The sequence below is a fragment of the Anaerotignum lactatifermentans DSM 14214 genome (genome assembly GCF_900142265.1).
Lineage (GTDB): Bacteria > Bacillota > Clostridia > Lachnospirales > Anaerotignaceae > Anaerotignum > Anaerotignum lactatifermentans.
Map to the genome: position 1 here is coordinate 103,856 of NZ_FRAH01000003.1, position 23,649 is coordinate 127,504.

The following is a 23,649-nucleotide window of genomic DNA, read 5'->3' on the forward strand; positions in this document are numbered from 1 at the left end:
AACCCGTTCCCGCGCCGTAAAAACATCATTTCTATTTCTTTCTCTTAAGCCCGTTTTTTATGTACGGCTTTGCTCAGAGCCTTGGAAACGATACCGCCTGCAACACAGCTTGCGGGCATTTCCAACGCACCGTTAACACCTACGAACAGTACCACAAATACCAGAGGGTTTACATTGCCGAAAGTCTGGTTCAGACCCTGGATGTAATCTGTGTTCCAGAACAGCAGAACCAGTGTGCCCATGAAGAACAGGGTGTTCAGGAATGCTGCCAGGAAACCGCCTGCAAAATAACTGAAGGTATTGGTACGATCTACTTTATGGATCAGCTGGAACAAAACACCGGTAAGCCAGCCCATGAGTGCACGGGTAGGTACACATACCAAGAAGGTGTACAGGGGGCTGATGCTGAACAATGCGCTGGTGAAAGCGCTGGGTGCTGTCAGTACCTGATAAAAGCTGGTTGCGCCAAAGACAAGTCCCAGCCACAGCCCTGCTTTAGGACCGATGATCATGGCACCGATGGCTACAGGGATCATCATCAGGGAAATGGAAAGCCCCAATGTACGGAAGTATCCCAAAGGTGTAAAGGACATGACAATCAGAATCGCTGTCATCAGACCAATGCTGGTCAGTTCGCCAACAGACATCTTGCTTTTGGCTACGGGTTTGTTTACAACTGTTTCGCTCATATGTATTTGCTCCTTTCATTCTCATTCTTATAAGATATAAGATGATATGGAAAATAGTAACCGTTCCGCGTTTCAGCACAGACGCAGTATATTTGCCCTCCTATGGGACATAACATCTTCGGCTGTTTTCCTGCCGTTTCGCATAACCACCATACATTATAACAGCAAATGAAAGGATTGCAACGTTTTTTTGCAATTTTTTGTTATTTTTTATACAAACTATTTATTTCCAGTTTCTTTTTCTGCCTTTTTCAGCAATTCTTCCTTAATCTTTTCCCCTTCTTCTGTGAAATATACCGCATACCACAGTTCCAGCGCTTTCAAAAGTTCCTTTTTTTCCCGCTGAAGGCGTTTGATTTCCAATTCCGCACCAATATCGTCAAAATCGAAATCGTCCTCCTGCTTCACGGTTTCAAAATACAGTTCCCCGTCTTCATTGAATCCCATCAAAAAGGTACAGCCCAGTTTCTGCGCCAATACCACACAAATGACCCGCACTTCTTCCTGAATGCTCTCGGGGAGCGCCTGAAACTCCGGCTCCAAAAAATATTTCTGTTCTGCATAACTGGCTGCTGCCAATACTTTTCTTTCCATTAAATCACTCCTCGAATGGACACTTCTCCTGAAAATACCACTTCTTCTTTCCCGTTATCCGCCCGACGCACCAGCAGTTCTCCTTCTGGTGTAATGTCTAAAGCTTCAGCGAAAAACGGCTCTCTGCCCAGCACATGGACTTCCTTGCCCAATGTGATGCAGTGTTTCCGATAATCCTCCAGTATGGCATCAAAACCGCCTGTCCGCAGGAAGGTTTCATAATGCTCCTCCAGCCGTTCCAGCACCCTATGCACCAGACGGCGGCGGGAAACGGTCTTACCGCATTCCAAATACAGACTTGTGGCAATTTCCGCGATTTCCGGCGGAAAAGATGCTGTGTTCACATTGATGCCGATACCGGGAATGACAAAATGCACCTCGCTCATTTCGCAGTCCATTTCCGTCAAAATCCCTACGGCTTTTTTTCCATTGATGAGAATATCATTGGGCCATTTGATACCAGCAGAAAGACCTGTTTCCGCCTCGATAGCCTCTGCCGTTGCCAGCCCGCACAAAAGAGTCAGCACAGATGCCTCCGTCGGTGCAATCTGGGGACGCAGCACCAGACTCATCCAAATACCTGTACCCAAAGGGGATTCCCACACTTTTCCCCGTCTGCCGCGGCCTGCTGTCTGTTTTTCCGCCACCACCAAGGTGCCTTCTGACGCACCTTCCAGTGCCAATTCTCTGGCACGGTTGTTTGTGGTGTCTGTTTCTTCATAGAAATAAATGGTCTGTCCCATGGTCTTTGTTTTCAGTCCCTGTTCCAGTTCCCGTTTGTTGTACATGGTTTCAGGATTGGTGAGTCGGTATCCCCGATTTGTCACCGCCTCGATTTCGTAGCCTTCCTCCCGGAGCTTCTTAATGCCTTTCCACACTGCCGCACGGGTGATGGAAAGCTCTCTGCCGATGTCCTCTCCCGAAAGGAACCCTTCCTGTCGCCGGAGCAATTCCAAAATGCGATACATATCCATGCCTCCTTTCCGACTGTAAAATTGCCGTAACTGCAAACGTCAGGAGGGGGTTCCTCCTGACGTTTTTATGTCGCTTTGTTTTTATCCGCAGCTTCTTATTTTTTTCCTTTTTCGTTTACACGGCTCAGGAATTTTTTCAGGTCGATGATGGCACGGCCATGTGTACCTTCACAGATTTTGTCTACTTCGTCATAAGCTTTTACAGCGAATGTCAGCAGTTTGCCGTTTACTTCTGTCAGTTCTGTAACCACACGTACTTTCATGCCTACAGGTGTTGCTGCCAGATGTTTGAAATCAAAAGTTGTACCAACTGTTTCCCAGCCATCGGGCAGGAAAGGTGCGACTGTGCCGATTGCTGTGCCTTCGATCCAGCTCAGCAGCTTGGGAGAAGCGAATACGGGCACTTTGTCATTGCCGAAATGAGAAGCTGTATCGCTTTCTTCCACGATGTATTCTCTTTCATAGGTCATGCCGGGTACGATGTTGTTAAATTCCATTGTAAAAATCCCCTTTCTTACGCTTGTGTGGTTGTATCTTCCTCTGCCGCAGCAGATGTAGTTTCTGTGGTTTCTGTTGCTTCTGTAGTTTCTGTTGCTTCCCCTTCAACGGGTTCTTCTGTCTGGTTTGCCAGACCCAGAATTTCCGCTCTCACATCCGCATCAAAGAGTTTGCGGAATTCGTCGCCGGTCACTTTTTCTTTTTCTACCAGCAGTTTTGCGGATGCATGAAGCACTTCCATGTTTTCCTGCAGGATGCGGATGGCTTCGTTATAAGCCCCCATGACGATGCGTTTCACTTCTTCGTCGATGGTGGTTGCAACGGCTTCGCCATAGTTGCGGGTGTGACCCCAATCTCTGCCGATGAACACTTCGTTGCTGTCTTCCCCAAACTGGATAGGGCCCAGAATCTCACTCATACCATAACGGGTTACCATGCCTCTTGCCATGGCTGTGGCACGTTCGATATCGTTGGAAGCGCCTGTGGTGATGTCTTTGATGACCAGCGCCTCTGCCGCACGTCCGCCCAGCAGGCTGATGATTTCCTGTTCCATATACAGCTTTGTCATATACATCTTATCCTCACCGGGCAGTGGCATGGTGTAACCGCCAGCCATACCTGTAGGGATGATGGAAATGCTGTGAACAGGGTCCAGTTCGCTGAGAACTTCAAACAGAATCGCATGACCGCTTTCGTGGTATGCGGTGATATATTTTTCCTTGTCGGAAATGACTCTTGTTTTCTTTTCGGTCCCCACACCGATTTTGATGAGGGCTTTCTGCAAGGATTCCATGTCGATGGCTTTCTTGCCGTCTCTTGCAGAAAGGAGCGCCGCTTCATTCAAAAGGTTTGCCAGATCCGCACCGGTAAAGCCTGCTGTGGTCTGTGCCACAACTTTCAGGTCAACTTCAGGTGCCAGCGGTTTGCCTTTGGAATGTACACGCAAAATGGCTTCTCTGCCCTTTACGTCGGGACGGCCAACATAAACCTGACGGTCGAAACGACCGGGACGCAGCAGCGCAGGGTCCAGAATATCTGCACGGTTGGTTGCTGCAATGATGATAACGCTTTCGTTGATGCCGAAACCGTCCATTTCAACCAGCAGCTGGTTCAATGTCTGTTCTCTTTCGTCGTGACCGCCGCCAAGACCTGCGCCTCTGCGACGACCCACGGCGTCGATTTCGTCGATGAATACGATACTGGGTGCATTTTTCTTTGCCTGATCGAACAGGTCACGAACACGGGATGCACCTACGCCGACGAACATTTCTACGAAGTCGGAACCGGAAATGGAGAAGAAAGGCACGCCCGCTTCCCCTGCCACTGCTTTTGCCAGCAGTGTTTTACCAGTACCCGGAGGGCCCACCAGCAAAACGCCTTTGGGGATTCTTGCACCCAGGTCTGTAAATTTCTTAGGGTTGCGGAGGAACTGCACCAGTTCTTCCAGTTCGGCTTTTTCTTCGTCACAACCAGCAACATTATCGAATGTCACTTTGTTTTTGTCGTCTACACCGCTCATTTTGGCTTTGCTCTTGCCGAAGGAGGCCATTTTGCCGCCGCCTCCCTGCATTCTGCCCATGAGCACCACAAAGAGCACGACCATGACAATCATCATGATCAAAGAAGGCAGGATTGCAGAAAGCATATTGCTAGGTGCATTGGGTGTCACAATCTGGATGTCGCTGCCCTCTGCAGGCATCTGGCTCACTTCTTCCATGAGCACATCCACGCTGGGCACGTTCACTGTCATTTTGGTACCGTCATCCAGCACAGCTGTAGCAATGCCATAGTTAGATACTTCTTTGCTCTTAGTAACTTCAATGGTTTTGACATTATCCTGATCCAGTTCACTGATCAGATCACTGTAATTATAGACCTTCGTTTCTTCCGCAGGCTGCATCAATCCTTTGCCGCTGAAGGCCAAAGCAGCTAAGATGATTACAAAAATCAACACATATAAGCCTGCTGACTGCCAATATTTTTTCAAAGGCTTCCCTCCTAAAATGCTTAATTTTTTTGTTGACGCTGTCCAAATGAGCCAGCATATCAATTTATAATTCTAGCACATCTTCCGCCAAAAGGCAATGTCCCTTTTGGGAAAGAATTCGTAAAAAAAGCTGATTTTTCCTATGCCTGTCCAAAATCTGCCTTTTCTTAAAATTCCATGAGAAACGGCTCTTTCCTGCCAAATAGAAAAGCACGGAATTTCCGCCGTTCTGACAGAAAAATCCGCGCTTTTTATTTTTTGATTATTCTTCTTCGAAATGTACCACGCCTACGTAGTCCAGGTTTCTGTATTTCTGTGCATAGTCCAGACCATAGCCCACAACGAAAGCATCGGGGATGGTGAAGCCTACATAATCCACAGGCACTTCTGTCACACGACGGTCAGGTTTGTCCAGCAGTGTGCAGAGTTTCAGTTTCTTAGGATTTCTCTGGATCAGCAGTGTGCGCAGTTTGCTCAGTGTTCTGCCGCTGTCGATGATGTCTTCTACCAGCAGTACGTTTTTGCCTGTGATGTCTTCATCCAGGTCGCGCAGGATTTTGATATGACCGCTGCTTTCTGTACCGTCGCCGTAGCTGGATACATCCATAAAGTTCATGGTAACAGGCATTTTCATTTTCTTAGCCAGTTCTACCAGTGTCACAACGCCGCCTTTGAGGACGCATACCATTTCCACCTGTTCATCGCCGAATTCTTCGTACACTTCCTGGGCGATTTCTTCCAGACGTTTGGTGATTTCTTCCGCTGTGAACATGACTTCAATTCTTTCTTTCATTGTGATGAGCCTCCGTAATTCGAATCCATACATATTGTGTCGTTTGGGCGTCGGGAGCAAATTTTGCCGATGTCCGTCCGCCATAAATCCAGACGATGTCCCTGCCGCAGGCAATGAGAGGGATGCTGCCCCTTTCCTCCGCCGGGATCTTCTCGTCGATGAAAAACGATTTCAGTTTTTTGGTGCCGCCGGGCAAAGTGATCTGATCCCCTGCTTTTCGGGTACGGCAGCACAAGTCCTGTGTTATTTTATCATAATCAAAGACGTTCGTACAGCCATCCAGGGGAATTTCTTCCCTTTTTCCTGAAAAAACGCCGCTTTCCACCAAAAGCTCCGCCTCCTGCACAAAAACGTCCGTCCCCAAAGGGATAGCATAGGAAAATCCTGCCTGCATCTTTTCCGCTCTGCCAAAAATCAGCCTGTCATACTGCCGAGATACCACAAGTCCCCCTGCTGTTTTCACGGAAGTGCCGCTCTGTTTTGTCAGCAGGCTTTCCACATCCTGCAAATGCACATGGGAAATATTTTTGCTGCTGCCCAGCATATCCGCCATGGCGTACCGCAGGACACGCATCCGCAAAGCAGGGTGGAGGGCTGAAAGTTTCTCGCAGGATAATGCGATAGGGTTTTCATTCAGTTTTGTTTCTGCATAAGCTGCCTTTGCCGCCTGTTCCAGAAAATCACTGTCCGCTGCCAGAAGTGCTGCTGTTTCCGCCAGATGCGCCGTACTGCCGCCATGGACTTCCTCCAGCAAAGGCAATACCTCATGGCGGATTTTATTCCGAGTATATGCCGTGTCTTTGTTGGTGCTGTCCTCCTGATACATGAGCCCGTTTTCTTTGCAGTAGGCTTCGATTTCCTTCCGGCTGCAAAAAAGCAACGGACGGATAATGTTTCCTCGTACCGGAGCCATACCTGTTAAACCCAGCAGTCCCGTACCTCTGCAAAGACGCATGAGCAAGGTTTCCGCTTGGTCGTTGGCATGATGGGCAACGGCAATTTGCCCATTTTCTCCTGCCAGCTTCGCAAAGGTCTCATACCGCAGGATTCTGCCCATTTCTTCGGTGTTTCTGCCCTGTTTTCTGGCTTCTGCTGCCATATCAAAGGAAACCACCTGACAAGATACGCCAAGGGATTGAGCAAAGTTCATAGCAAAAGCCGCATCTCTATCTGCTTCTGCGCCTCGCAGACCATGATGAATGTGAACCGCCTGCAACTCCCATCCATAGTGAGGTGCTAACCGCCGCAATATATGGAGCAGGCACACGGAGTCCGCACCGCCGGACAGCCCTACAATAACTCTGCCGCCTTTTGCCATATGATATTCTTCAATGGTACGCCGCACCTGTTCCAGCATATTCCTCGCCGCCTTTCTGTGAAAACTTTACACGAAAACCGCCCTGCCGTCAATGAAAATCCAAAAAGGCGCAAAACCACAGCCTGTGATTCCACGCCTTTTCTCACGCAATTTTCTTCCAGAATCTTGCCGCCTGCACCGTCATGTCGTCCGGCTCTTTCTGGCAGTGTTCCTGTGCCGCCTGTAATATAAAATCCGCCGCATCCTGGGGATTCGCAAAGCCTTGGGGCAAAAATTTCTCCTCCAGCCATTGGGCTGTCTGCCGCTCTCCTCCAAAAGCATCGGTGATGCCGTCTGTCAAAAGGAGAATCAAGTCCCCATCCTTCAGACGCATGTCGTTTTTCTCCACACGCACCTGTTCCAGTATCCCCGCAGGCAAAGTATGGGCATAAACGGAAATGACCCGATTTCCCCGGCAAATAAAAGAAGCCACCGCTCCCAGCTTGATGAACTCCGCCTGTCCGTCGTAGAGGTCCACACTGCAAATATCCAGTGTGGCATAGTTTTCCTCTGCTCGCCGCAAAAGCAAAGCGGAATTGATGAGCTGTACCGCCAATTCTCTGGAAAATCCTGCCGCCGCAAACTGTTCCAAAAGTTCAATGGCAGCCTTGCTTTCTGCCGCCGCTTTTTCTCCTGTGCCCATGCCATCAGACACTGCCAAAAGGGCAGTCCCTCTTTCACTTTCCAGAAAAGAAGATGCGTCGCCGCAGGGCTTGCCCATTTCTCCTGCCGCAAAAGCCGTTGCCGCCGTCAAAGCAAAAACAGGGGCTTCCACAAAAGTCAGCACACAGCCTTCCCCTTCCAGATGGCACACATTTTCGTCCACCTGTTCCATCTGCCGCCCCAGCGTCTTTCGCACCACAGGCAGGATAGCTTCCCGACAAATACCTCTGCCGTTGCATCCCCGCACCACCAGCCGCACCTGTTTTCCTCTGCCGCCTTTCTCCTCGGTGACCTGTACTTCCCGTACACGGATGCCTGCTTTCCGCAGGGCAAGGGTGAGGCTTTCCTGTAAATTTTCCAGAATGATACATCCTGTATCCATCTGTCCCGTCAGTTCCTCCAGAATACCGCCTACGGCATCCAACTGCTGCCCCACCAGATTCCGGCACTCCTGCAATCTGCCTGCCCAGACCAAGTCTTGGCGGTACCGTTCATAGACAGTGCATACCGTTTGGGCAAAGGCTTCTTTTCGGGGGCATAACTCCTGAAACCACGCCGGAAGCTGTTCCGTAGTGACCCGTCCTGCCCCATCACAGCAGGACAAGGCGGAAAACGTCATGCTGTAAGTACGATACACTTCTTCATCCCAGCAATAGTGCGCCATGCCGCAACTTTGGCAGACCTTCTCTGCCACCGTATCCACCAAGGCGGAAATCTCCTGTTTTCTCGTTTCTTCTTCGCCGCCGAATACCTTCGCCAGACCGTGAAAGGCTTTCCCGAAGCCTCGCAAGCGTTCCTCCGCCATTTCCCGCATCTGGGTATACCGGTCTTTTGCCTGATTTGCCTGCCAAAGTCCCCCAGCCCCTGCCAGTATCTTTTTCGGCAGAAACAAAAACACCAAAGCACCAGCTCCCAGCCAAAGAAGCTGTTCCTTATTTTCAAATACAGGCTCGCCGTAAAAACTGAACAGCACCGCCGTCATCCAGAAAGCCAGCCCAGCGAACAGCCTTCCAACATCTTTCAGGCATCCAGCCAACAATCCACCTAACGCCAGCACCGCAAAAAGTGGCAGATTCCCGACACCGCAGACAAAAAGCAGAAAACCCATAAGGGCACCTGCCGCCGCGCCGCCGCCAACACCTTCCCGCCATGCGGCAATGAGCAAAAACAACGCCGTCAGCACCGGAAAGAGCCTGTCCTGCAAAAAAGGCAGTTCCATCTGTGCCGCACCCGTCAACGCGCCGCCCAGTATCAAAAGTACCGATAAAGTTTCCTCCCGGCTCCACACCGCCGTTCTCTTGGGGGCAAAAAGCACCCCTGACCCCTTCTGCACCAGCAGGGAAATGCCCAATACCATAGCACTTTCCACCCCTGCCACCACAAAATAGAATGTCAGTCCACCCTGCCCCACGGCGTAAAAACATCCGCCCAGCGCCATGGCAAAGGCACCCAGCAGGGCTTTTTTCAGGGTTTCTTCTGCTGTGACAAAACGACCCAATGTCAAATGGATGAGTGTTGCCGCCAAAAGCACCGCTCCATGCTTCAATGCCACACCATTTCCCATGCCGCCTAGTGCCGCCGCTGACAGTGCCAGCCAAAATACCCGACCACTGCCGAGAAACACCGTCAATATGCTCATGGCAAGGGGATGTAAAATCTGCAATACTTCGCCGCCGCTCCAAAGATACACCATTGCCCATAAGGCGCCATATCGTCCTGCCTGTGCCAGAGAAGTTTTCTGTTTCGCCTTAGGTGTAGGCGCAGGACGCAGGGCTTTCCCCAAAGGGGGCAATTTCTGTTCCGTTTCCAGTAAAATTTCCGTTTTTTCCATGTCTCTTTCCCTCCATAGCCATAGTTTACGGAAATATGCCTGTTTTTTTTGGCGAAACCTGTCTTTATCGTATTGTTTTTTCCGACAAAAAAAGCCGTCCTTATTTCCTAAGAACGACTTTCTGTTATCTTTCCGGGTATGGGTGGTCTTTCCAGTACCACCATTTCAATTTTTCCGGGTCTTTCTCCTCATTTTCCGCATAGTAGACCGCCAGCCGCCATACGTACAGGGCGCAGGGGTCCACCCGAAAGCCCTTAGCGGCGCAATCTTTTTCATAAATTTCCTGCGGGTCTTTTCCTTTCAGGTCTGCAATGGTATGGATGCCCTGCTGTTCCAGATAGGACGCCATTTTCGGTCCCACGCCGGGAATCTGGCACAACTCGTTTTTCATGGCAATCCCTCACTTTCGGAATTTCTTCACCACACGAATATCATCCCCGAAGAATTTCAGCACTTTATATTCCCGCAAACGGGAAGTGATACGGTCTGAATACTGATTGGTGATGTCCTCGGGATTGAGGTTTGTGGAAATGATAACGGATTTATTCTTCAATTTCCGGTCATTGATGAGACGGAACAGTTCCGACGCTGTAAAGAGGGTAGCAAACTCTGTGCCCAAGTCGTCGATGATGAGCAGGTCTGCCTCCAGCAATTCCTTGTCCCATTCTTCTTTCTCCGCGTCTTCATCCTTGGAAAAGCGGATTTCTTCCAGTTTGCGGAACAGCTGCCCTGCCGTCAGGTACAGCACCACATAGCCCTGATCCAGCAGTTCTTTGGCGATACAGCTGCACAGGAATGTTTTTCCTAAGCCCGTTGCGCCGTAAAGGAGGAGGTTCTGTCCCCCATCGGCAAAGTTTTCCACAAAAGCCAGCGCCTGCCGCAAAATCTGCATGGCGTTTTCTCTGGGAGAAATACCTTCTTTTTTGGAAACCTGCTCGCTGTAAAGGCGCACATCAAAATGGTCGAAGTTTTCCACTTTCACAATATCCCGCACATTGGACTGGTCATAGAGCTTGTCCATAACTTTCTGTTTCAGGCAGGTACAGGGCACGTTATCCACATAGCCTGTATCTTTGCAGGTTTCGCAGACGTATTCCAGCTCCATATCTGCCGGAGTCAAGCCGATGCTTTCCAATAACATCCGCCGTTCTGTCTGCAATTCTTTCTGCTTTGCCCGCATTTCCACCAGGGCATCCTGCATATCGCCGGGCTTCAAAAGCACCAGTTTTGCGGTCTGTACCCCCAGCATGGAAAGGGTCTCGTCGATTTCCCGCACACGGGGCAAACGGCGGTAGATTTCTTCTTTCCGCTGACGGAGCTTTGCTGCCTGTTCTGTCCGCAGAGCGTCATATTCCCGCAGGATTTCTTTATAAATCTGTGTTCTGGTTGCCAAAATTTCTCACCTGCCTTACCATTCTCGTTGTTTTTCCCGTTCCAATCGTTCCAGTTCGTTATAGTCCCATTCCCGCTGGGTGTAGTTGATGAAACGATTCTGTCTTTGAGGCGCTGTCTGTCTGGGCTGCTCGGAAGCCTTCTGCTGGGCGCGTTTTGCTGCAAAGGCTTCATCCAGCTTGGCAATATCCGCCTGACTTTTCACCCCTGCCTGATGCCACTCACGCAAAATCTTATCCGCATAGGCAAAGCTGACGCCGCCGGTACGCATGATGGTACGCTCGCAAGCCGTCACCACCACATCCAAGGGTAGTTTATACTCTCGCAGCCATTTTTTTATATACGTTTCTTCTTCCGGCGCAGGCAGACGTTTTCCCTGACCGAAAGCACGCATGATGGCGCCATAGCCTTCCTTTCGCATCTGCAAATATTCCTCCACGGCTTCCAGAGAATCCAAACCTTCCTCTGCCCAGCCCATGGCTACTTTTTCGATATAATGCATCCCCCGTTTGCCACGGGAAACACAATAAGTCAAGAGCAGATCAATGACTTCCAAAGGCAGTCCCAGCCAGTCATAAAAACTGAACAATGTCGCCATATCGCCGCTGGAAAGGGTCTTGCCCAATTTCTGCTGAGCAGACTGAAACAGACGTTTCACATCCTCCCGTTTCAGATAACAGGACAATTCCGCAGGGGAATACTGGGGACGTTCCGAGGGGATGGCTTTTGGCTGGGACATCTGCGCCGCTTCTTTTGCGAAACAGTCCCGTTCTTCCCAATACCGCCATGCTTTCAGCACATCGCTTTCCAGTATTTCCAGTTTTTCCGCGATTTCTGCTGCCGAAGTCTTGCCTTCTGCCGCTTTTGTCATCAAAAAGACGGACACATACAGCGGGGGCGCTTTTGGCACTTCTTTTTCGATAAAATCTTTCAAAATACGGATTTCCTCCGCCATATCTCTCCCTCCTTTTCTCTGTGCATACAGGGTTATTATACTACAAAACACGCCCCTTCACAATAAAAGAGGAACCTGCTCAGCAAGTTCCCACAGAAAACATTATCTTTCTTTTTCCGATTTCTGAATGGGAACTGCGATGGCTTTCTTCAGAAGAAAACATATCCCATCAAATCTCATCACAACAAGAAAGCTGAAATCCTCTGATTTCAGCTTTCTTTGTTTTCTTATGAAGAAGCCCCAAAGGGCATCACTGATTTTTATTTTTGATGTGGGCATTGAAATAGTAAATGATGAAACTCAGTACCACCACTGTCAGCAAAGCCACCACGAAGATACGGGAGTCTTTGACGGCAATGAAGATGGCAAGCAGTCCCAGAAAAATACTGATGGCGTACATGATGAGTACCGCCTTTTTCTGACTGAAACCATGGTCGATGAGTTTATGGTGCAGATGCCCCCTGTCTGCCTGCATGATGGGCTGATGTTTCGCCATACGACGAAGCATGGCAAAAATGGTATCGAAAATAGGCAGACCAATACAGAAAATACTTACTACCAGCGCCAGCAGGGCATAGCCTTTGAACACGCCCAGAATACTGGTTACTGCCAATACAAAGCCCAAAAATGTGGAGCCTGTATCCCCCATGAAGATTTCCGCGGGGTTAAAGTTACGGGGCAAGAAGCCCAGACACGCCCCAGCCAAAGCCGCAGTCAGCACCACCGCTGTGGTGGAACCTGTCATGATGCACAGCACCATGAGGCTCAGGGCCGCAATGCCCGTTACCCCTGCCGCCAGACCGTCCAGACCGTCAATAAGGTTTACGGCGTTGGTAACCCCAACGATCCACACCAGCGTAATGGGAATACTTAATTTCTGCAATGTTGCCGTTACAGGCCACAGTACAATCTGAATCTGTGTGCCGGAAAAAATGACGATCAGCGCCGCTACAATCTGCACGCAGAATTTCAGTTTTGCCGGCAGGTCTTTCATATCGTCGATCATGCCCAGCACCGCAATGATGCCAGCGCCTACGATAAAGCCCACAAACTGTTTGGGGCTCATGCTGCGGTCAAAGAAATAGACCATGAGCACGGTAACGAGAAAGCCCAGCACAATGGCAACGCCGCCCATACGAGGCATGGGTTTTTTATGTACCCCTCTGTCTTTGGGATAGTCAATGGCGCCCACTTTTGCGGAAAGCCATTTTGCGAAAGGTGTTGTCACCAGCGTAATGGCAAAAGCGCAGGCAAAAGCCGCAATATATAACAACCAGTTATGCTCTACCAAAAAAATTCACTCCTAACCCTTTCGGCAAACGCCGAAAACAGGAACCCAGTTTATTTCGTACCGAAAATACGGTCACCGGCGTCCCCCAGACCCGGCACAATATAGCCATGGTCATTGAGACATTTATCATAAGCCGCTGCGTAGATATCTACATCAGGATGGGCTTCCTGTATCTTTTTCACGCCTTCGGGCGCAGCCAGAATACACAGGAAGATGATTTTCTTTACGCCTTTATCCTTCAAAAATCCGATGGCAGCTTCCGCTGTACCGCCTGTTGCCAGCATGGGATCTGTCAGAAAAACGGTTCTTTCTTCCACATCGGCAGGCAGTTTGCAGTAATATTCCACAGGCAGCAGTGTATTGGGGTCACGATACAGACCAATATGACCGATCTTTGCTGTGGGCATAAGCCGCAGCAGACCTTCTGTCATGCCGATACCTGCACGGAGAATAGGCACAATGGCAAGTTTTGTGTCGATGGTGCGGCACTGTGCCACATCCACTGGTGTCTGCACCTGAACTTCTTTCAAAGGCAAATCTCTGGTAGCTTCGTAGGAAAGGAGCATGGCTACTTCGCCGATGATCTCACGAAATTCCTTTGCGCCAGTTTCTGCGTCACGCAGCATTGCCATTTTGCTCTGGATCAGCGGATGTTCCGATACGAATAATTTACTCATGGATTTCCCCTTTCTCAATCTTCGATCTGTTTGATTCTTCTGATATGGCGTTCATCGTTGGAAAAAGGTGTTTCCAAGAATGCTTTTACGATCTCCAGTGCCAGACCGGGGCCTGTCACACGAGCGCCCATTGCCAGAATGTTGGCATCGTTATGTTCTCTGGTTGCTTTTGCGGAGAACACATCGCCGCACAGTGCTGCACGGATGCCTTTGACTTTGTTTGCCACAATGGAGATACCGATGCCTGTGCCGCAGATGAGGATGCCTTTTTCACATTCGCCATCTGCTACCGCATGGGCAACCAGTTTGCCATATACGGGATAATCCACGGATTCTTCGGAGAATGTCCCATAATTCTTATAAGGAATGTTGTTTGCGTCTAAATAAGCGATGACTTCCTTCATCAGAGGGAAACCGCCGTGGTCACAACCAAGTGCTATCATTTTTCTTCTCCTTTCGCTTCAATGAAACGGTATCCGGCAGACTTCTGGAGCCGGTTCATGATTGCCAGCCCTTCCCCTTCCAGCGGGAATACTTCCGCGTATACCGTATCTGCTTCCAAGAAATCGAATTTGCGCAATACTTTAAACAGGTTGGCGCCCACTTCCTCCAGATTTTCCCGACTGCCCACAGACAGGACAATGTCCGCTGTATAGCCGTCTTTGGATTCCTCTGTGGCAAGCACGCCGACTTTTTTCCCCGCTGCTTTTTCCTGTGCCGTCAGGGCATTGATCTTCGCCTGAACCCCTTCTCCACGCACCAGATACACTTCCGCTCTGGGGGAATAATGGGTGTACTTCATGCCGGGGGCTTTGGGACGCAGTCCTTCCTGGGGTTTCTGCAAAATGGCAGGGTCTACAGTCACTTCGCCCACAAAAGGCTCCATCATTTCCTTTGTGATGGCACCGGGACGCAGAATCATCGGAGGGGTCACGGAAACATCCACAATGGTGGACTCCAGTCCCCACTCTGCCGCGCCGCCATCGAGAATCATGTCAATCTTCCCATCCAGATCGAAAGCCACATGGGACGCCCTTGTGGGGCTTGGCTTGCCGGATGCGTTGGCACTGGGCGCCGCAATGGGCAGACCTGCCGCGCGGATCAGCGCCATGGCAACAGGATGTGAGGGAAAGCGCACCGCTACCGTATCCAGTCCGCCAGTGACGGAATCAGGCACAATATCCGTTTTTGGGAATATCATGGTCAATGGACCCGGCCAGAAAGCATCCATGAGTTTCTGCGCCGCCGCAGGAATCTCCCGCACAATGGGACGCAATTCACTGATTTGGGAGATATGCAGGATCAAAGGATTGTCGGAAGGACGACCTTTTGCCAGATAAATGCCTTTGCAGGCTTCACCGTCCAGACCGTTGCCTCCCAAACCATAAACCGTTTCCGTAGGAAAAGCAACCAGACCGCCTCTTTTGAGGATTTCAGCGCCTTCGGCGATGATGTCTGCATCGGGCTGCAGGGGGTCAACCTTGCGCAAAATGGTTTTCATATGCTTACAGGTTCGCTCCGCAGCATTTTTTGTATTTTTTGCCGCTGCCGCAAGGGCAAGGGTCATTGCGTCCGATTTTTTCGCCTTTGACGATGGTTCTGGAGCGTTTCTGTTCCAGTGTCAGACGTTTTCTTGTGTCTGCGTCAAAGATGCCGTCCCACTGGGGCAGCTGATACAGGTGTTCTGCATGGTATTCTACCATTTTCTTGAACAGACGTTCAAAGTCGATATCCAGCACGATAGCTGTATCTTCTTCCAGTGTTGTCATTTCGTAAGGTGTAGGCAGTACATCGTTGATGCCATCCACGAAAGCCACGATTTCTTCTGTGGTCATGGAGAAACGTTCTGCCAGTTCTTTCACAGTACCTTCCAGCTTTGTCAGCTTATTTGCCAGAATATATTCATAGATGTGCTGTTCCTTGGGCAGGTATTCATCCCAAATCGCATCCACACTTCTGCCTTCTTTGGAAAATGCTTTTTCCATCCAGCTTTCATACAAACTCATATCATTTCTCTCCTTTAACTTTATCATCCATTCTTTCGCAAAAAACTTGCTCTTTGCAATCATAATATAATTTTGCCCGATTTGCAACAAAAAATAGCAATTCCGCCTCTGTGGCTCCTAAAAATCCGCAAAAAAACACAGGTACACTGTAAGGGGCATCTTCAGAAGAAAACAAAAAAAGCTGAAATTCTTATCATAACAGAGGATTTCAGCTTTCTTATTTTATGAAGATATTGAATATGTTTTCTTAAGGAGAATTTGCTTAAGCATCCTGTGTTTTTTTCTGTCATACTGCCGCGGCAGCCAGTTCTCTCTCGGAAAGCAAGCAGGTGCCCGGCGGTAAAAGTGCCGCAATCCGCTCCAGCAGTTCTTTCCAGATAGATTTTTTCTCTTTTTTCACCGGCGGCTCCAGCAGCACGCCTGTGATGTCTTTTTCTCTGGCAAAGCGGCTGATGTACGCTGCCACGTCCTGTTCACAGCACAGGCAGACCTGCCCGCCCAGCCGGCACCCATAATTCGCCAGCCGCTGCATTTCGTACATTTCTCCACTTTCCAGTATATTTTCGCCCTGCGCTACATGCAAGATGTATAAATCCCCGTTGCCTGCCTTTGCGGCATCTTTGGCCAGTTCCATGAATCTTTTGGATTCTTTCCCCGCCGTTACCAGCACCAGTATGTTTTCTTTTTTTGTTTTCATGAAGGTTGCCTCCTTACATCATTCGCCAGTTTCCCTGTATGGCGAAAATTTTGTTTTTCAAAAGCTACCATACACTCCATACTTATCATAACCCATAAATCTTAGAAAACACCGATGGTTTCTCTTAATTCTTTCTTACAAAACAAAAGAGAGGACTGGCTTTTGCCAAATCCTCTCTCAGGGTGTCGTCAAAGGCTCATTTCATGGGGGCCTTTGACGAGTAGACAGAAGTATAAAGCCGAAGTTCCATCAGCTAAATGCCTTGAAACTCCGGCTTTTCCTCGTCAGAAGTGAATTCCGACTGCGGATTCCATTTGGGGAACCCCACACCGCAAGAGATGCGGACAGCCATTTATGGCTGGCATTTGCGAAGCAAATGTGTTGACCCTTTTGTTCCCCAACCCCTTCCGCGTTCTTGAAAAAGTGTAAAACTTAGTTTTTCTTCAGTCTGAGATAGAATCGGCTTTTGCCATATCCTCTCTGTTTTTTCTTATTCTTCTGTCAGGGTATCATCCTGCAAAGATTCGTCATCCAACTGGTTCTGTACATCGCTGTCATCCAGCACATCTTCTGTGTCACTTGTCATGTCTTCCGCGGGCATGTGTGTCACAGAGGGAGTACCATTTTCCAGTGTAAATGTAATGGTGTCGCCGTCTTCCAGCACAACATTGTCCCAGATCTGCTCTGTACCGTCTGTGAATGTCATCTGCACCTGCCAGCCGTTTTCCACCACAGGCACCATACCGTTGAGGGTAACAGGGACGGAAAAACCGTTTTTCCATTCGGATTCCTTCAGCATGTTATCTGTCCAATCGTCTTCTTCTGTGGGACGAATTTTCAGGGCAGATGCGCCTTTCCCTGTTTCATTGATGAAAGTCATGTTGTAGGAAACTTCCTGCTGAGGCACTTCTTCTTTCCCACAGCCGGCAAAAGCCGCAACAGCACACATCAATGTCAATACCAAAACCAGTTTTTTTCTCATATTCCAAATCCTCATTTCTATCTTTCTTTATTCTGCTGTGTAGGGTTCAAATGTGATGCTGTTGATGATCACATCTTCCAGTGGTTTGGAATTTTCATCCACATCCACAGCAGCAATGGCATCCACTACATCCATTCCTTCAATGACCTGACCGAAAATGGTATAAGGGTTGCCGTAAACATATTCCAAATGCACTGCGCCGCCATGTTCCCGATAATAATCCATGACGCTTTCGGGATAGAGCTGGCTGAGTGTATAAAATTCATCGCCAATGGTAACGCCCATTTCTTCTTCGTTGTTGTCACGAGCATCTTCCAGGGCTTTCAGATAATCCTCTGTGACAGTCTTTGCCTGCACAATGAAGAACTGGCTGCCGTTGGTGTTGGGTCCTCTGTTTGCCATGGCAACAGCGCCGTTATAAAAATGCAGGTTCGGGGAAACTTCATCCTCGAAGTCCTCTCCCCAGCAGCTTTCACCGCCAGTGCCTGTGCCTGTAGGGTCACCAGTCTGAATCATAAAGTCCTCAATGACACGATGGAATGTGAGTCCGTCATAGTAGCCGTCCTTTGCCAGTGTTTTGAAGTTTTCCACTGCCTTCGGTGCTTCTTCGGGGAAGAAACGCATTTTTACCACGCCTTTGGAAGTGTCGATCACAGCGATTTCTTCGCCTTCTTCGGGCATCTGCGCCTGCAGATTCACATATTCTCCTGTAGATTCTGTATCGGTTTCTGCATTTGTTTCACTGCCGCATCCTGCTGCTGTGAACATCAAAAGTCCTGCCAGAATCAAACTGATATATTTTTTCATCATTGTTTTCCTCCTGCCTGCTTTTTTCATCTCATACATGAGAAATATTGTATTACACGCAAAAAGTCTGTGTCAATTTGTTTTTCTTAAATGTTTATTAAAATTGGCGAATCAGGGACATGACTGCTTCCACGCCGTTATTCTGGGTACTCTTTTCCATAGCTGCAATATAGGTTTCCCTGTTTGCATAAAGTTCACGCACTTTTTCTTCCATGGTTGCAGCTGTCAGTTCTTCTTCCGGCAGCACCATGGCAAAGCCCTGTTTTTCGTAGGACGCAGCGTTCAAAATCTGGTCGCCGCGGCTTGCCTTTGCAGAAAGCGGAATCAGCAGATGGGGCTTTTTCAGCGCCAAAAACTCGGAAATGGAGTTGCTGCCCGCACGAGCAATGATGACATCTGTCGCCGCGAACAGGTCTGCCAGTTCATCGGTGACATACTCAAACTGACGGTATCCCTTTGTGCCTTCCAGACTTTCTTCCTTATGACCTTTGCCGCAAAGGTGGATGATGTCAAAATCCTTCAGCAAAGAAGGCAGACTTTCCCGCAAAGCGTCGTTGAGTTTCACTGCCCCCAGAGAGCCGCCCATCTGCAGCAGAACAGGCTTTGTGCCGTCAAAACCGCAGATTTCCAGACCTTTCTGTCTGTCGCCTTTGAACAGTTCCGCACGGATAGGTGTGCCTGTGTGGATGCCTTTTTCCTTGGGAACATATTTCAGTGTTTCCGGGAATGTGGTGCAGACTGTTTTCGCAAAAGGCATCGCGATTTTGTTTGCCAGACCCGGTGTGATATCAGATTCGTGGATGATCACAGGAATCTTGTTTTTCTTTGCCCCCAGCACTACAGGCACTGCCACAAAGCCCCCTTTGGAGAATACCAAATCGGGTTTCAGCTTTTTCAGCAGTTTGGTGGCTTCGCTGACGCCTTTTACCACACGGAACATATCGGTGATGTTCTGTCTGGACAGATAACGGCGCAGTTTTCCCGTAGGGATGCTGTAATAAGGCACGCCTTCCGCCTCAATGAGTTTCTTTTCAATGCCGTTTTCGGAGCCGATATACAAAACTTCCCAGCCTTCCTGCCGCAGCAAAGGCAGGATTGCCAGATTGGGCGTCACATGGCCCGCTGTGCCGCCGCCTGTCAATACGATTCGTTTCATAGAGATTCACCCCTGTAATATACTATTTTTCACCGTTTCCTATCATAACAGAAAAAATGGGCAACTGCCAGAAGATTTCTGTTTTTTCTGAAAAAAAGGCGATTTTATGCAAGTCCCACCTTTCTTGTGCATAGATATGATAGAAAAAAAGCAAAGGAGACTGACGAACATGTACCCATATAATCGCAATACCCATTATTTTCAGCGGCAGAGCCTGACGGCACGAGAAGCCAAAGACCCTGCCATTGCAGAACTGGCAGAGGACGATCGTCTGCTGGCGCTGCTGAAAGTTGCCGCAGAGGAAACAGCCCAGCTTGCGAACCGCTACCGCCGGTTGCTGACGGAAGCCCCTGTCCTCTCCCCCTCTGCCGATATGCTCAAATCCATGTATCTGGACGAGAAAAAGCATCTGAAAAACCTGCGGGAAGCCCTGTTCCTCATTACAGGCGAAACACCGGAAACCCCTGACGAGAGCCAGACACCATCCACACTGGAAGTCATCGACCCCAAAACCTATCTGGAGGAAACTCTCATGCAGGAACTGGATGCGGCAGATTTCTACCGGAATTTCTTTCTGGCAGTGCCCGACGGTGCCCTTCGTGACCTGTTTTTCGAGATTCTCACAGATAAGCAGAGCCATGCCAACGCATTGACCTATCTGTTCAGCAAATATTTTTGAACAAAAATCTGTGCAATCTCCTTCCTTTCGTGCTATACTGATAGCAAATCACATACGAAAGGATGAATACTTATGAGCGACTGTATTTTCTGTAAAATCGTGTCGGGGGAATTTGGCTCCGCCACTATATATGAAAACGATGAATTTAAAGTAATTCTGGACCGTTTTCCTGCCAACGAAGGTCATGTGCTGATTCTGGTGAAGGAACACGTTGCCAATATCTTTGAAATCGACCCGGACAAAGCCGGCAGACTGTTCCGTCTGGCAGCTATCATCGCCAGAGAAATGAAAGCAAGACTGGGCTTTGACCACATGAACGTGATGCAGAACAACGGCACCGTTGCCGGTCAGACTGTATTCCATTTCCATCTGCACCTGATTCCTCGTTATGAAAACGACGGCATCACCATTGCATACAAACCCATGGATCTGACAGACGAACAGATCGAAGACATGCGCAAAAAACTGGAAATGAGCCTGTAAACAGACACGAAAACCCCTTTCTTTTGAAAGGGGTTTTTTTATGCCTTTTTTGCGAAAAATTCACCAACAACCCCTAGAACTTCTGCACAAAACCTGCTTTTCGCCCCCTGCGCATCCTTCACAAAAATGCGTTTTTGCCCCATTTCTCCTTTGATTTTGGGCAAAAAACAGTGATACACTGAATACGAAGGGTTTTTCTGGGATATCCTAAAAACAGCATAGGAAAAGCGAAAGGAGTGTTTTCATGTATCGAAAAGATCAGTTGGTTTTTTATGGCAATACAGGCGTATGCCGCGTAGCAGACGTTGCGCCCCTTCCCCAGCAAAAAGATGGCCGCCTATACTACACCCTGATTCCGCTTTTCTCCCCTTTTTCTGAAACCATCCACGTTTCCGTTTCCACCCGGGCATTCATGCGTCCCGTCATTTCTGCTGCTGAGGCAAAAAGCTATCTGGACAACATCAGCCACATCTCCGCGGAGCCTTTCCGCAGCCGGGACCACAAAGAAACAGCCAATCACTACAGCGAAATGCTGAACACCCACGACTGTATGCAGTATTTGCAGTTAATGAAATCCCTTTATCAGAAAATCGAAGAAAACGCCCGTGTGGGAAAACACATTTCGCAAACAGAACAGCGGTATCTGAAACAGGCGGAATGCCTTCTTTATGGGGAACTGGCGGCAGCTCTTGGCAAAGAGCCGGGAGAAATCCGCACAGAAGTACAGCAGCGTTTTGCAGAAGAAAAGCAACTGGCGTAAAAAAAGACCATCGTTTCTACGATGGTCTTTTTTCTGGATGCGGATGACAGGACTTGAACCTGCACGGACGTAATGTCCACTAGAACCTGAATCTAGCGCGTCTGCCAATTCCGCCACATCCGCATATGCTTTTTTGAACTTGCTTGACTATCATACTATAAAACAGGTTCTTTGTCAACAACTTTTTTAAACTTTTGAAAAAGTTCTTTCAAAAATTACCAAACCCGCCTCATAAGGGTGATCCAGAAACCGCACCTCTCCTTTAGAACCGCGAAAACGAAATAACTTCCAAAGAATGGTCAAATCGCCGCCAGCCGCTAGAATCATCAGGGCACTCAGCCAAAACAAAGGCAAGTTTCCCCCAAAAATAGCCGCAATTGCCGGCAGAATCCCCAGCAGCACACAAGGCATGATCCCGCCAATGGCATACTGTCCCTTTGTCAATTCCTCCTGACAGGTGCAGTACGGTGTCAAAGAGTTCCACATGATGCCAAAGGAAATGGATTTCCATTTATTTTTTGCGAAAAAAGACCAGAACAGACCATGGATGGCTTCATGAACCACAAGGAGCAGGAAAAACAACACCAGCACCCCCAGCAGCATGGGGCTGGAAATGGAACCATGCCCATTTTTCCAGACAAAAACTGCCCAAAGCACCAACACAATGGGCAAAGCCAGCACCAACGCCATAGCATTGGCATAAACCGCAGAAATAGTCAGGTCATGGGCTTCAAAGCCTTCTGCTTCCAATGCGGCTTTTTTCTCTAGGAACATTTCCTTCCGCTTCTGTTCTGCCGCTGTCAGTTTTCTTTCTTTTTTCTGTTGTTTTCTTCGATCCATGCTATCCGTGCCTCCTGATGGCTTTTCCCCATGCGTTCCACTTCTTCGAGCTGTTGCTGAAAACATTTTGCCAGCTTTTCACTGCCCAATTTTTTGCATAAGTCCCGACCATAAGCCAGCATTTCCTTTTCCTGTTCGTATGTCTTTTCGTCGGCATTGTGGATAATCCAAGTATGCCCTTCCTCTCCGTAAATGAAAAGAAAGCCCATGAGCACATCTTTTTCATATACCAGTACAAACTGAGGGAATCCCGTTTCTTTGGAACGAGAAAGTGCTTCCAGCAGCTCCTGCTGTTCTTCTTTTGTATGCACGGCACAGCCGATTTTCTTACCTTCCCGCAAAAAAACATTAATTTCGTCTTTTGTCATTTCACGCATATTCCGAAAAGTCAGCATTTCTTCTCCTCCTCATCCTCCACAGGTGTACCGCAGAACTTGCAGTGCCCCCATGGAACAGGACATAAGGGTCCAGCAAATTATAGCAGACCCTGCATCTGCCATAACGGAGCATCATGTAAATCACCATAACTAAGCAAAAGAATGTTGCCCCCATACAAACCTCAACCCATCCGTCAATCTGTAATCCCATCATAACGAACATCAAAACCATAAATACAAATGCCAACGTCAGCCACATCTTATATTTTTTCCGCAGTTTCTTCCATGTCATGGCAATCCCCCCTTTTTGTCATCATAGCATAAGTATGGAAGAAAAGCCATCTTCTAAACAAAAAACGGACATTTCCAGTCATGGAAACATCCGTTTCTTATCCTTATCTTTTGGGTGTAGAGGAAGAATTCATATGGAGATCCCCCCGGCAGTAGGGGCAGAATTTCCCCTGATAAATGTCATGGATAGGCAGACGTCTGCCACAGTGACAGCAAACCCCATGGCGAAAATAAATAAACGCCGCTGCCGCAATGAAGGCAATGCCAATCCACATCAGCGGGCTTTTTCCAGAATAATCCCCTGTAAAAATCGTATAGATGACGCAGAACAAACCAATCAAACAACAAAAACGCATCCATCTTCTGGTTCTGTCCAAACTCATTTTCTTTCCTCCTAATCTGTCCTTTGAAAGCCTGAGATAAAAAAAGAGACCACTGCTTCTGCAATGGCCTTTTCAGATGCGGATGACAGGACTTGAACCTGCACGGACGTAATGTCCACTAGAACCTGAATCTAGCGCGTCTGCCAATTCCGCCACATCCGCATATTGTACTTTTTTCTGTACATGTTTTTCTTTGCTTAGTTAGAATACTATAAATTTATCTTCTTGTCAACACTTTTTGCTAAAAAATTTTCAAGTATTTTGTATATCATGCAAAACCGGGACAAAAACGTCTATTGCAGGTTGTTTCTCGTCCCACCGAAAACAAAAAAATGACTTGCATTTGCAAGTCATTTTTTCTTGGATGCGGATGACAGGACTTGAACCTGCACGGGCGTAATGCCCACTAGAACCTGAATCTAGCGCGTCTGCCAATTCCGCCACATCCGCATATCTGGTTTTGTGTCTTGCTGTTTTCAGCTGACTT

27 protein-coding genes and 3 tRNA genes are annotated in these 23,649 nt (G+C 48.6%); 3 read left to right on the plus strand and 27 right to left on the minus strand.

The window, feature by feature from the left end:
* Positions 1–44: 44 nt before the first annotated feature.
* The 20 genes from BUB35_RS00545 to BUB35_RS00640 all read right to left on the minus strand — a co-directional run bounded on the left by BUB35_RS00545 (position 45) and on the right by BUB35_RS00640 (position 19,349).
* Positions 45–689, minus strand: coding sequence for an ECF transporter S component (locus BUB35_RS00545; RefSeq protein ID WP_084730487.1), 645 nt, complete (start codon positions 687–689; stop codon positions 45–47).
* A gap of 219 nt (positions 690–908) precedes the next feature.
* Positions 909–1,283 (minus strand): DUF6145 family protein, encoded by a 375-nt coding sequence (locus BUB35_RS00550; RefSeq protein WP_072847992.1) that lies wholly within the window; start codon positions 1,281–1,283, stop codon positions 909–911.
* Entirely contained in the window at positions 1,283–2,251 is a 969-nt protein-coding gene (locus tag BUB35_RS00555) for a biotin--[acetyl-CoA-carboxylase] ligase (protein WP_072847993.1), read from the minus strand. Before BUB35_RS00555 ends, BUB35_RS00550 begins: the two co-directional genes overlap by 1 nt.
* A 101-nt stretch (positions 2,252–2,352) precedes the next feature.
* Positions 2,353–2,754 (minus strand): thioesterase family protein, encoded by a 402-nt coding sequence (locus BUB35_RS00560; protein ID WP_022254215.1) that lies wholly within the window; start codon positions 2,752–2,754, stop codon positions 2,353–2,355.
* A gap of 17 nt (positions 2,755–2,771) precedes the next feature.
* Entirely contained in the window at positions 2,772–4,742 is a 1,971-nt protein-coding gene (ftsH, locus tag BUB35_RS00565; RefSeq protein ID WP_072847994.1) for an ATP-dependent zinc metalloprotease FtsH, read from the minus strand.
* Between the two features lie 262 nt (positions 4,743–5,004).
* The gene (gene hpt, locus BUB35_RS00570; protein WP_054329029.1) at positions 5,005–5,535 is read right to left on the minus strand and encodes a hypoxanthine phosphoribosyltransferase; all 531 of its coding nucleotides are present in this window, start codon (positions 5,533–5,535) and stop codon (positions 5,005–5,007) included.
* Positions 5,519–6,892, minus strand: a complete 1,374-nt coding sequence (gene tilS / locus BUB35_RS00575; protein WP_072847995.1) for a tRNA lysidine(34) synthetase TilS — start codon at positions 6,890–6,892, stop codon at positions 5,519–5,521. The genes hpt and tilS overlap by 17 nt, the downstream gene beginning before the upstream one ends.
* A 103-nt stretch (positions 6,893–6,995) precedes the next feature.
* On the minus strand, positions 6,996–9,386 hold the full coding sequence (spoIIE, locus tag BUB35_RS00580) for a stage II sporulation protein E (protein ID WP_072847996.1): 2,391 nt from the start codon (positions 9,384–9,386) through the stop codon (positions 6,996–6,998).
* A 124-nt stretch (positions 9,387–9,510) separates the two neighbouring features.
* Entirely contained in the window at positions 9,511–9,777 is a 267-nt protein-coding gene (locus tag BUB35_RS00585) for a helix-hairpin-helix domain-containing protein (RefSeq protein WP_072847997.1), read from the minus strand.
* Positions 9,778–9,786: 9 nt separating this feature from the next.
* Positions 9,787–10,779, minus strand: coding sequence for an ATP-binding protein (locus tag BUB35_RS00590; RefSeq protein WP_159432842.1), 993 nt, complete (start codon positions 10,777–10,779; stop codon positions 9,787–9,789).
* Between the two features lie 15 nt (positions 10,780–10,794).
* On the minus strand, positions 10,795–11,733 hold the full coding sequence (locus BUB35_RS00595; RefSeq protein ID WP_072847998.1) for a DnaD domain protein: 939 nt from the start codon (positions 11,731–11,733) through the stop codon (positions 10,795–10,797).
* 250 nt (positions 11,734–11,983) lie between these two features.
* The gene (locus BUB35_RS00600) at positions 11,984–13,024 is read right to left on the minus strand and encodes an MraY family glycosyltransferase (protein WP_084730489.1); all 1,041 of its coding nucleotides are present in this window, start codon (positions 13,022–13,024) and stop codon (positions 11,984–11,986) included.
* A gap of 50 nt (positions 13,025–13,074) precedes the next feature.
* Positions 13,075–13,701, minus strand: a complete 627-nt coding sequence (upp, locus tag BUB35_RS00605) for a uracil phosphoribosyltransferase (protein WP_072847999.1) — start codon at positions 13,699–13,701, stop codon at positions 13,075–13,077.
* 14 nt (positions 13,702–13,715) lie between these two features.
* On the minus strand, positions 13,716–14,144 hold the full coding sequence (gene rpiB, locus BUB35_RS00610; RefSeq protein WP_022254205.1) for a ribose 5-phosphate isomerase B: 429 nt from the start codon (positions 14,142–14,144) through the stop codon (positions 13,716–13,718).
* Positions 14,141–15,202, minus strand: coding sequence for an L-threonylcarbamoyladenylate synthase (locus BUB35_RS00615; RefSeq protein ID WP_072848000.1), 1,062 nt, complete (start codon positions 15,200–15,202; stop codon positions 14,141–14,143). Before BUB35_RS00615 ends, rpiB begins: the two co-directional genes overlap by 4 nt.
* Before the next feature lie 4 nt (positions 15,203–15,206).
* Complete coding sequence (locus tag BUB35_RS00620) at positions 15,207–15,707, minus strand: SEC-C metal-binding domain-containing protein (RefSeq protein WP_072848001.1); 501 nt, start codon at positions 15,705–15,707, stop codon at positions 15,207–15,209.
* Between the two features lie 286 nt (positions 15,708–15,993).
* The gene (locus BUB35_RS00625) at positions 15,994–16,404 is read right to left on the minus strand and encodes an adenine nucleotide alpha hydrolase family protein (RefSeq protein ID WP_072848002.1); all 411 of its coding nucleotides are present in this window, start codon (positions 16,402–16,404) and stop codon (positions 15,994–15,996) included.
* Between the two features lie 490 nt (positions 16,405–16,894).
* On the minus strand, positions 16,895–17,386 hold the full coding sequence (locus tag BUB35_RS00630; RefSeq protein ID WP_072848003.1) for a cellulose binding domain-containing protein: 492 nt from the start codon (positions 17,384–17,386) through the stop codon (positions 16,895–16,897).
* Between the two features lie 27 nt (positions 17,387–17,413).
* Positions 17,414–18,196, minus strand: a complete 783-nt coding sequence (locus tag BUB35_RS00635) for a peptidylprolyl isomerase (protein WP_084730490.1) — start codon at positions 18,194–18,196, stop codon at positions 17,414–17,416.
* Positions 18,197–18,290: 94 nt separating this feature from the next.
* Positions 18,291–19,349 (minus strand): undecaprenyldiphospho-muramoylpentapeptide beta-N-acetylglucosaminyltransferase, encoded by a 1,059-nt coding sequence (locus tag BUB35_RS00640; RefSeq protein WP_072848004.1) that lies wholly within the window; start codon positions 19,347–19,349, stop codon positions 18,291–18,293.
* Between the two features lie 169 nt (positions 19,350–19,518).
* On the opposite strand from BUB35_RS00640, the gene BUB35_RS00645 reads away from it, so the two are divergent.
* The 3 genes from BUB35_RS00645 (at position 19,519) to BUB35_RS00655 (ending at position 21,271) form a co-directional block, all read left to right on the plus strand.
* Entirely contained in the window at positions 19,519–20,028 is a 510-nt protein-coding gene (locus BUB35_RS00645) for a ferritin-like domain-containing protein (protein WP_072848005.1), read from the plus strand.
* A 72-nt stretch (positions 20,029–20,100) separates the two neighbouring features.
* The gene (locus BUB35_RS00650; protein ID WP_072848006.1) at positions 20,101–20,511 is read left to right on the plus strand and encodes an HIT family protein; all 411 of its coding nucleotides are present in this window, start codon (positions 20,101–20,103) and stop codon (positions 20,509–20,511) included.
* A gap of 244 nt (positions 20,512–20,755) precedes the next feature.
* Positions 20,756–21,271: a CarD family transcriptional regulator gene (locus BUB35_RS00655; RefSeq protein ID WP_072848007.1), complete on the plus strand. Its 516-nt coding sequence runs from the start codon at positions 20,756–20,758 to the stop codon at positions 21,269–21,271.
* A gap of 38 nt (positions 21,272–21,309) precedes the next feature.
* Here BUB35_RS00655 and BUB35_RS00660 read toward each other — a convergent pair.
* The 7 genes from BUB35_RS00660 to BUB35_RS00690 all read right to left on the minus strand — a co-directional run bounded on the left by BUB35_RS00660 (position 21,310) and on the right by BUB35_RS00690 (position 23,612).
* Positions 21,310–21,394 (minus strand) — tRNA-Leu (locus BUB35_RS00660).
* A 63-nt stretch (positions 21,395–21,457) separates the two neighbouring features.
* Positions 21,458–22,111: a DUF3267 domain-containing protein gene (locus BUB35_RS00665; RefSeq protein WP_072848008.1), complete on the minus strand. Its 654-nt coding sequence runs from the start codon at positions 22,109–22,111 to the stop codon at positions 21,458–21,460.
* Entirely contained in the window at positions 22,072–22,506 is a 435-nt protein-coding gene (locus tag BUB35_RS00670; protein ID WP_072848009.1) for a hypothetical protein, read from the minus strand. Before BUB35_RS00670 ends, BUB35_RS00665 begins: the two co-directional genes overlap by 40 nt.
* Entirely contained in the window at positions 22,481–22,780 is a 300-nt protein-coding gene (locus BUB35_RS00675; RefSeq protein WP_072848010.1) for a hypothetical protein, read from the minus strand. The genes BUB35_RS00670 and BUB35_RS00675 overlap by 26 nt, the downstream gene beginning before the upstream one ends.
* 103 nt (positions 22,781–22,883) lie before the next feature.
* Positions 22,884–23,162 (minus strand): hypothetical protein, encoded by a 279-nt coding sequence (locus BUB35_RS00680; RefSeq protein ID WP_072848011.1) that lies wholly within the window; start codon positions 23,160–23,162, stop codon positions 22,884–22,886.
* A 77-nt stretch (positions 23,163–23,239) separates the two neighbouring features.
* A tRNA-Leu gene (locus BUB35_RS00685) sits at positions 23,240–23,324 on the minus strand.
* A gap of 203 nt (positions 23,325–23,527) precedes the next feature.
* Positions 23,528–23,612 (minus strand) — tRNA-Leu (locus BUB35_RS00690).
* Between the last annotated feature and the right edge of the window lie 37 nt (positions 23,613–23,649).

Bases quoted from the DNA above. Each gene is read 5' to 3' on its own strand.
- BUB35_RS00595 (WP_072847998.1), bottom strand. From the start codon at position 11,733: ATGGCGGAGGAAATCCGTATTTTGAAAGATTTTATCGAAAAAGAAGTG.
- rpiB (WP_022254205.1), bottom strand. From the start codon at position 14,144: ATGATAGCACTTGGTTGTGACCACGGCGGTTTCCCTCTGATGAAGGAA.
- BUB35_RS00635 (WP_084730490.1), bottom strand. From the start codon at position 18,196: ATGATGAAAAAATATATCAGTTTGATTCTGGCAGGACTTTTGATGTTC.
- BUB35_RS00645 (WP_072848005.1), top strand. From the start codon at position 19,519: ATGTACCCATATAATCGCAATACCCATTATTTTCAGCGGCAGAGCCTG.
- BUB35_RS00680 (WP_072848011.1), bottom strand. From the start codon at position 23,162: ATGAGTTTGGACAGAACCAGAAGATGGATGCGTTTTTGTTGTTTGATT.
- hpt (WP_054329029.1), bottom strand. From the start codon at position 5,535: ATGAAAGAAAGAATTGAAGTCATGTTCACAGCGGAAGAAATCACCAAA.
- BUB35_RS00555 (WP_072847993.1), bottom strand. From the start codon at position 2,251: ATGTATCGCATTTTGGAATTGCTCCGGCGACAGGAAGGGTTCCTTTCG.
- BUB35_RS00655 (WP_072848007.1), top strand. From the start codon at position 20,756: ATGTATCGAAAAGATCAGTTGGTTTTTTATGGCAATACAGGCGTATGC.
- BUB35_RS00665 (WP_072848008.1), bottom strand. From the start codon at position 22,111: ATGGATCGAAGAAAACAACAGAAAAAAGAAAGAAAACTGACAGCGGCA.
- BUB35_RS00545 (WP_084730487.1), bottom strand. From the start codon at position 689: ATGAGCGAAACAGTTGTAAACAAACCCGTAGCCAAAAGCAAGATGTCT.
- BUB35_RS00585 (WP_072847997.1), bottom strand. From the start codon at position 9,777: ATGAAAAACGAGTTGTGCCAGATTCCCGGCGTGGGACCGAAAATGGCG.
- BUB35_RS00640 (WP_072848004.1), bottom strand. From the start codon at position 19,349: ATGAAACGAATCGTATTGACAGGCGGCGGCACAGCGGGCCATGTGACG.
- BUB35_RS00560 (WP_022254215.1), bottom strand. From the start codon at position 2,754: ATGGAATTTAACAACATCGTACCCGGCATGACCTATGAAAGAGAATAC.
- BUB35_RS00625 (WP_072848002.1), bottom strand. From the start codon at position 16,404: ATGAAAACAAAAAAAGAAAACATACTGGTGCTGGTAACGGCGGGGAAA.
- BUB35_RS00550 (WP_072847992.1), bottom strand. From the start codon at position 1,283: ATGGAAAGAAAAGTATTGGCAGCAGCCAGTTATGCAGAACAGAAATAT.
- spoIIE (WP_072847996.1), bottom strand. From the start codon at position 9,386: ATGGAAAAAACGGAAATTTTACTGGAAACGGAACAGAAATTGCCCCCT.
- upp (WP_072847999.1), bottom strand. From the start codon at position 13,701: ATGAGTAAATTATTCGTATCGGAACATCCGCTGATCCAGAGCAAAATG.
- BUB35_RS00650 (WP_072848006.1), top strand. From the start codon at position 20,101: ATGAGCGACTGTATTTTCTGTAAAATCGTGTCGGGGGAATTTGGCTCC.
- BUB35_RS00620 (WP_072848001.1), bottom strand. From the start codon at position 15,707: ATGAGTTTGTATGAAAGCTGGATGGAAAAAGCATTTTCCAAAGAAGGC.
- tilS (WP_072847995.1), bottom strand. From the start codon at position 6,892: ATGCTGGAACAGGTGCGGCGTACCATTGAAGAATATCATATGGCAAAA.
- BUB35_RS00675 (WP_072848010.1), bottom strand. From the start codon at position 22,780: ATGACATGGAAGAAACTGCGGAAAAAATATAAGATGTGGCTGACGTTG.
- BUB35_RS00670 (WP_072848009.1), bottom strand. From the start codon at position 22,506: ATGCTGACTTTTCGGAATATGCGTGAAATGACAAAAGACGAAATTAAT.
- BUB35_RS00630 (WP_072848003.1), bottom strand. From the start codon at position 17,386: ATGAGAAAAAAACTGGTTTTGGTATTGACATTGATGTGTGCTGTTGCG.
- BUB35_RS00615 (WP_072848000.1), bottom strand. From the start codon at position 15,202: ATGAAAACCATTTTGCGCAAGGTTGACCCCCTGCAGCCCGATGCAGAC.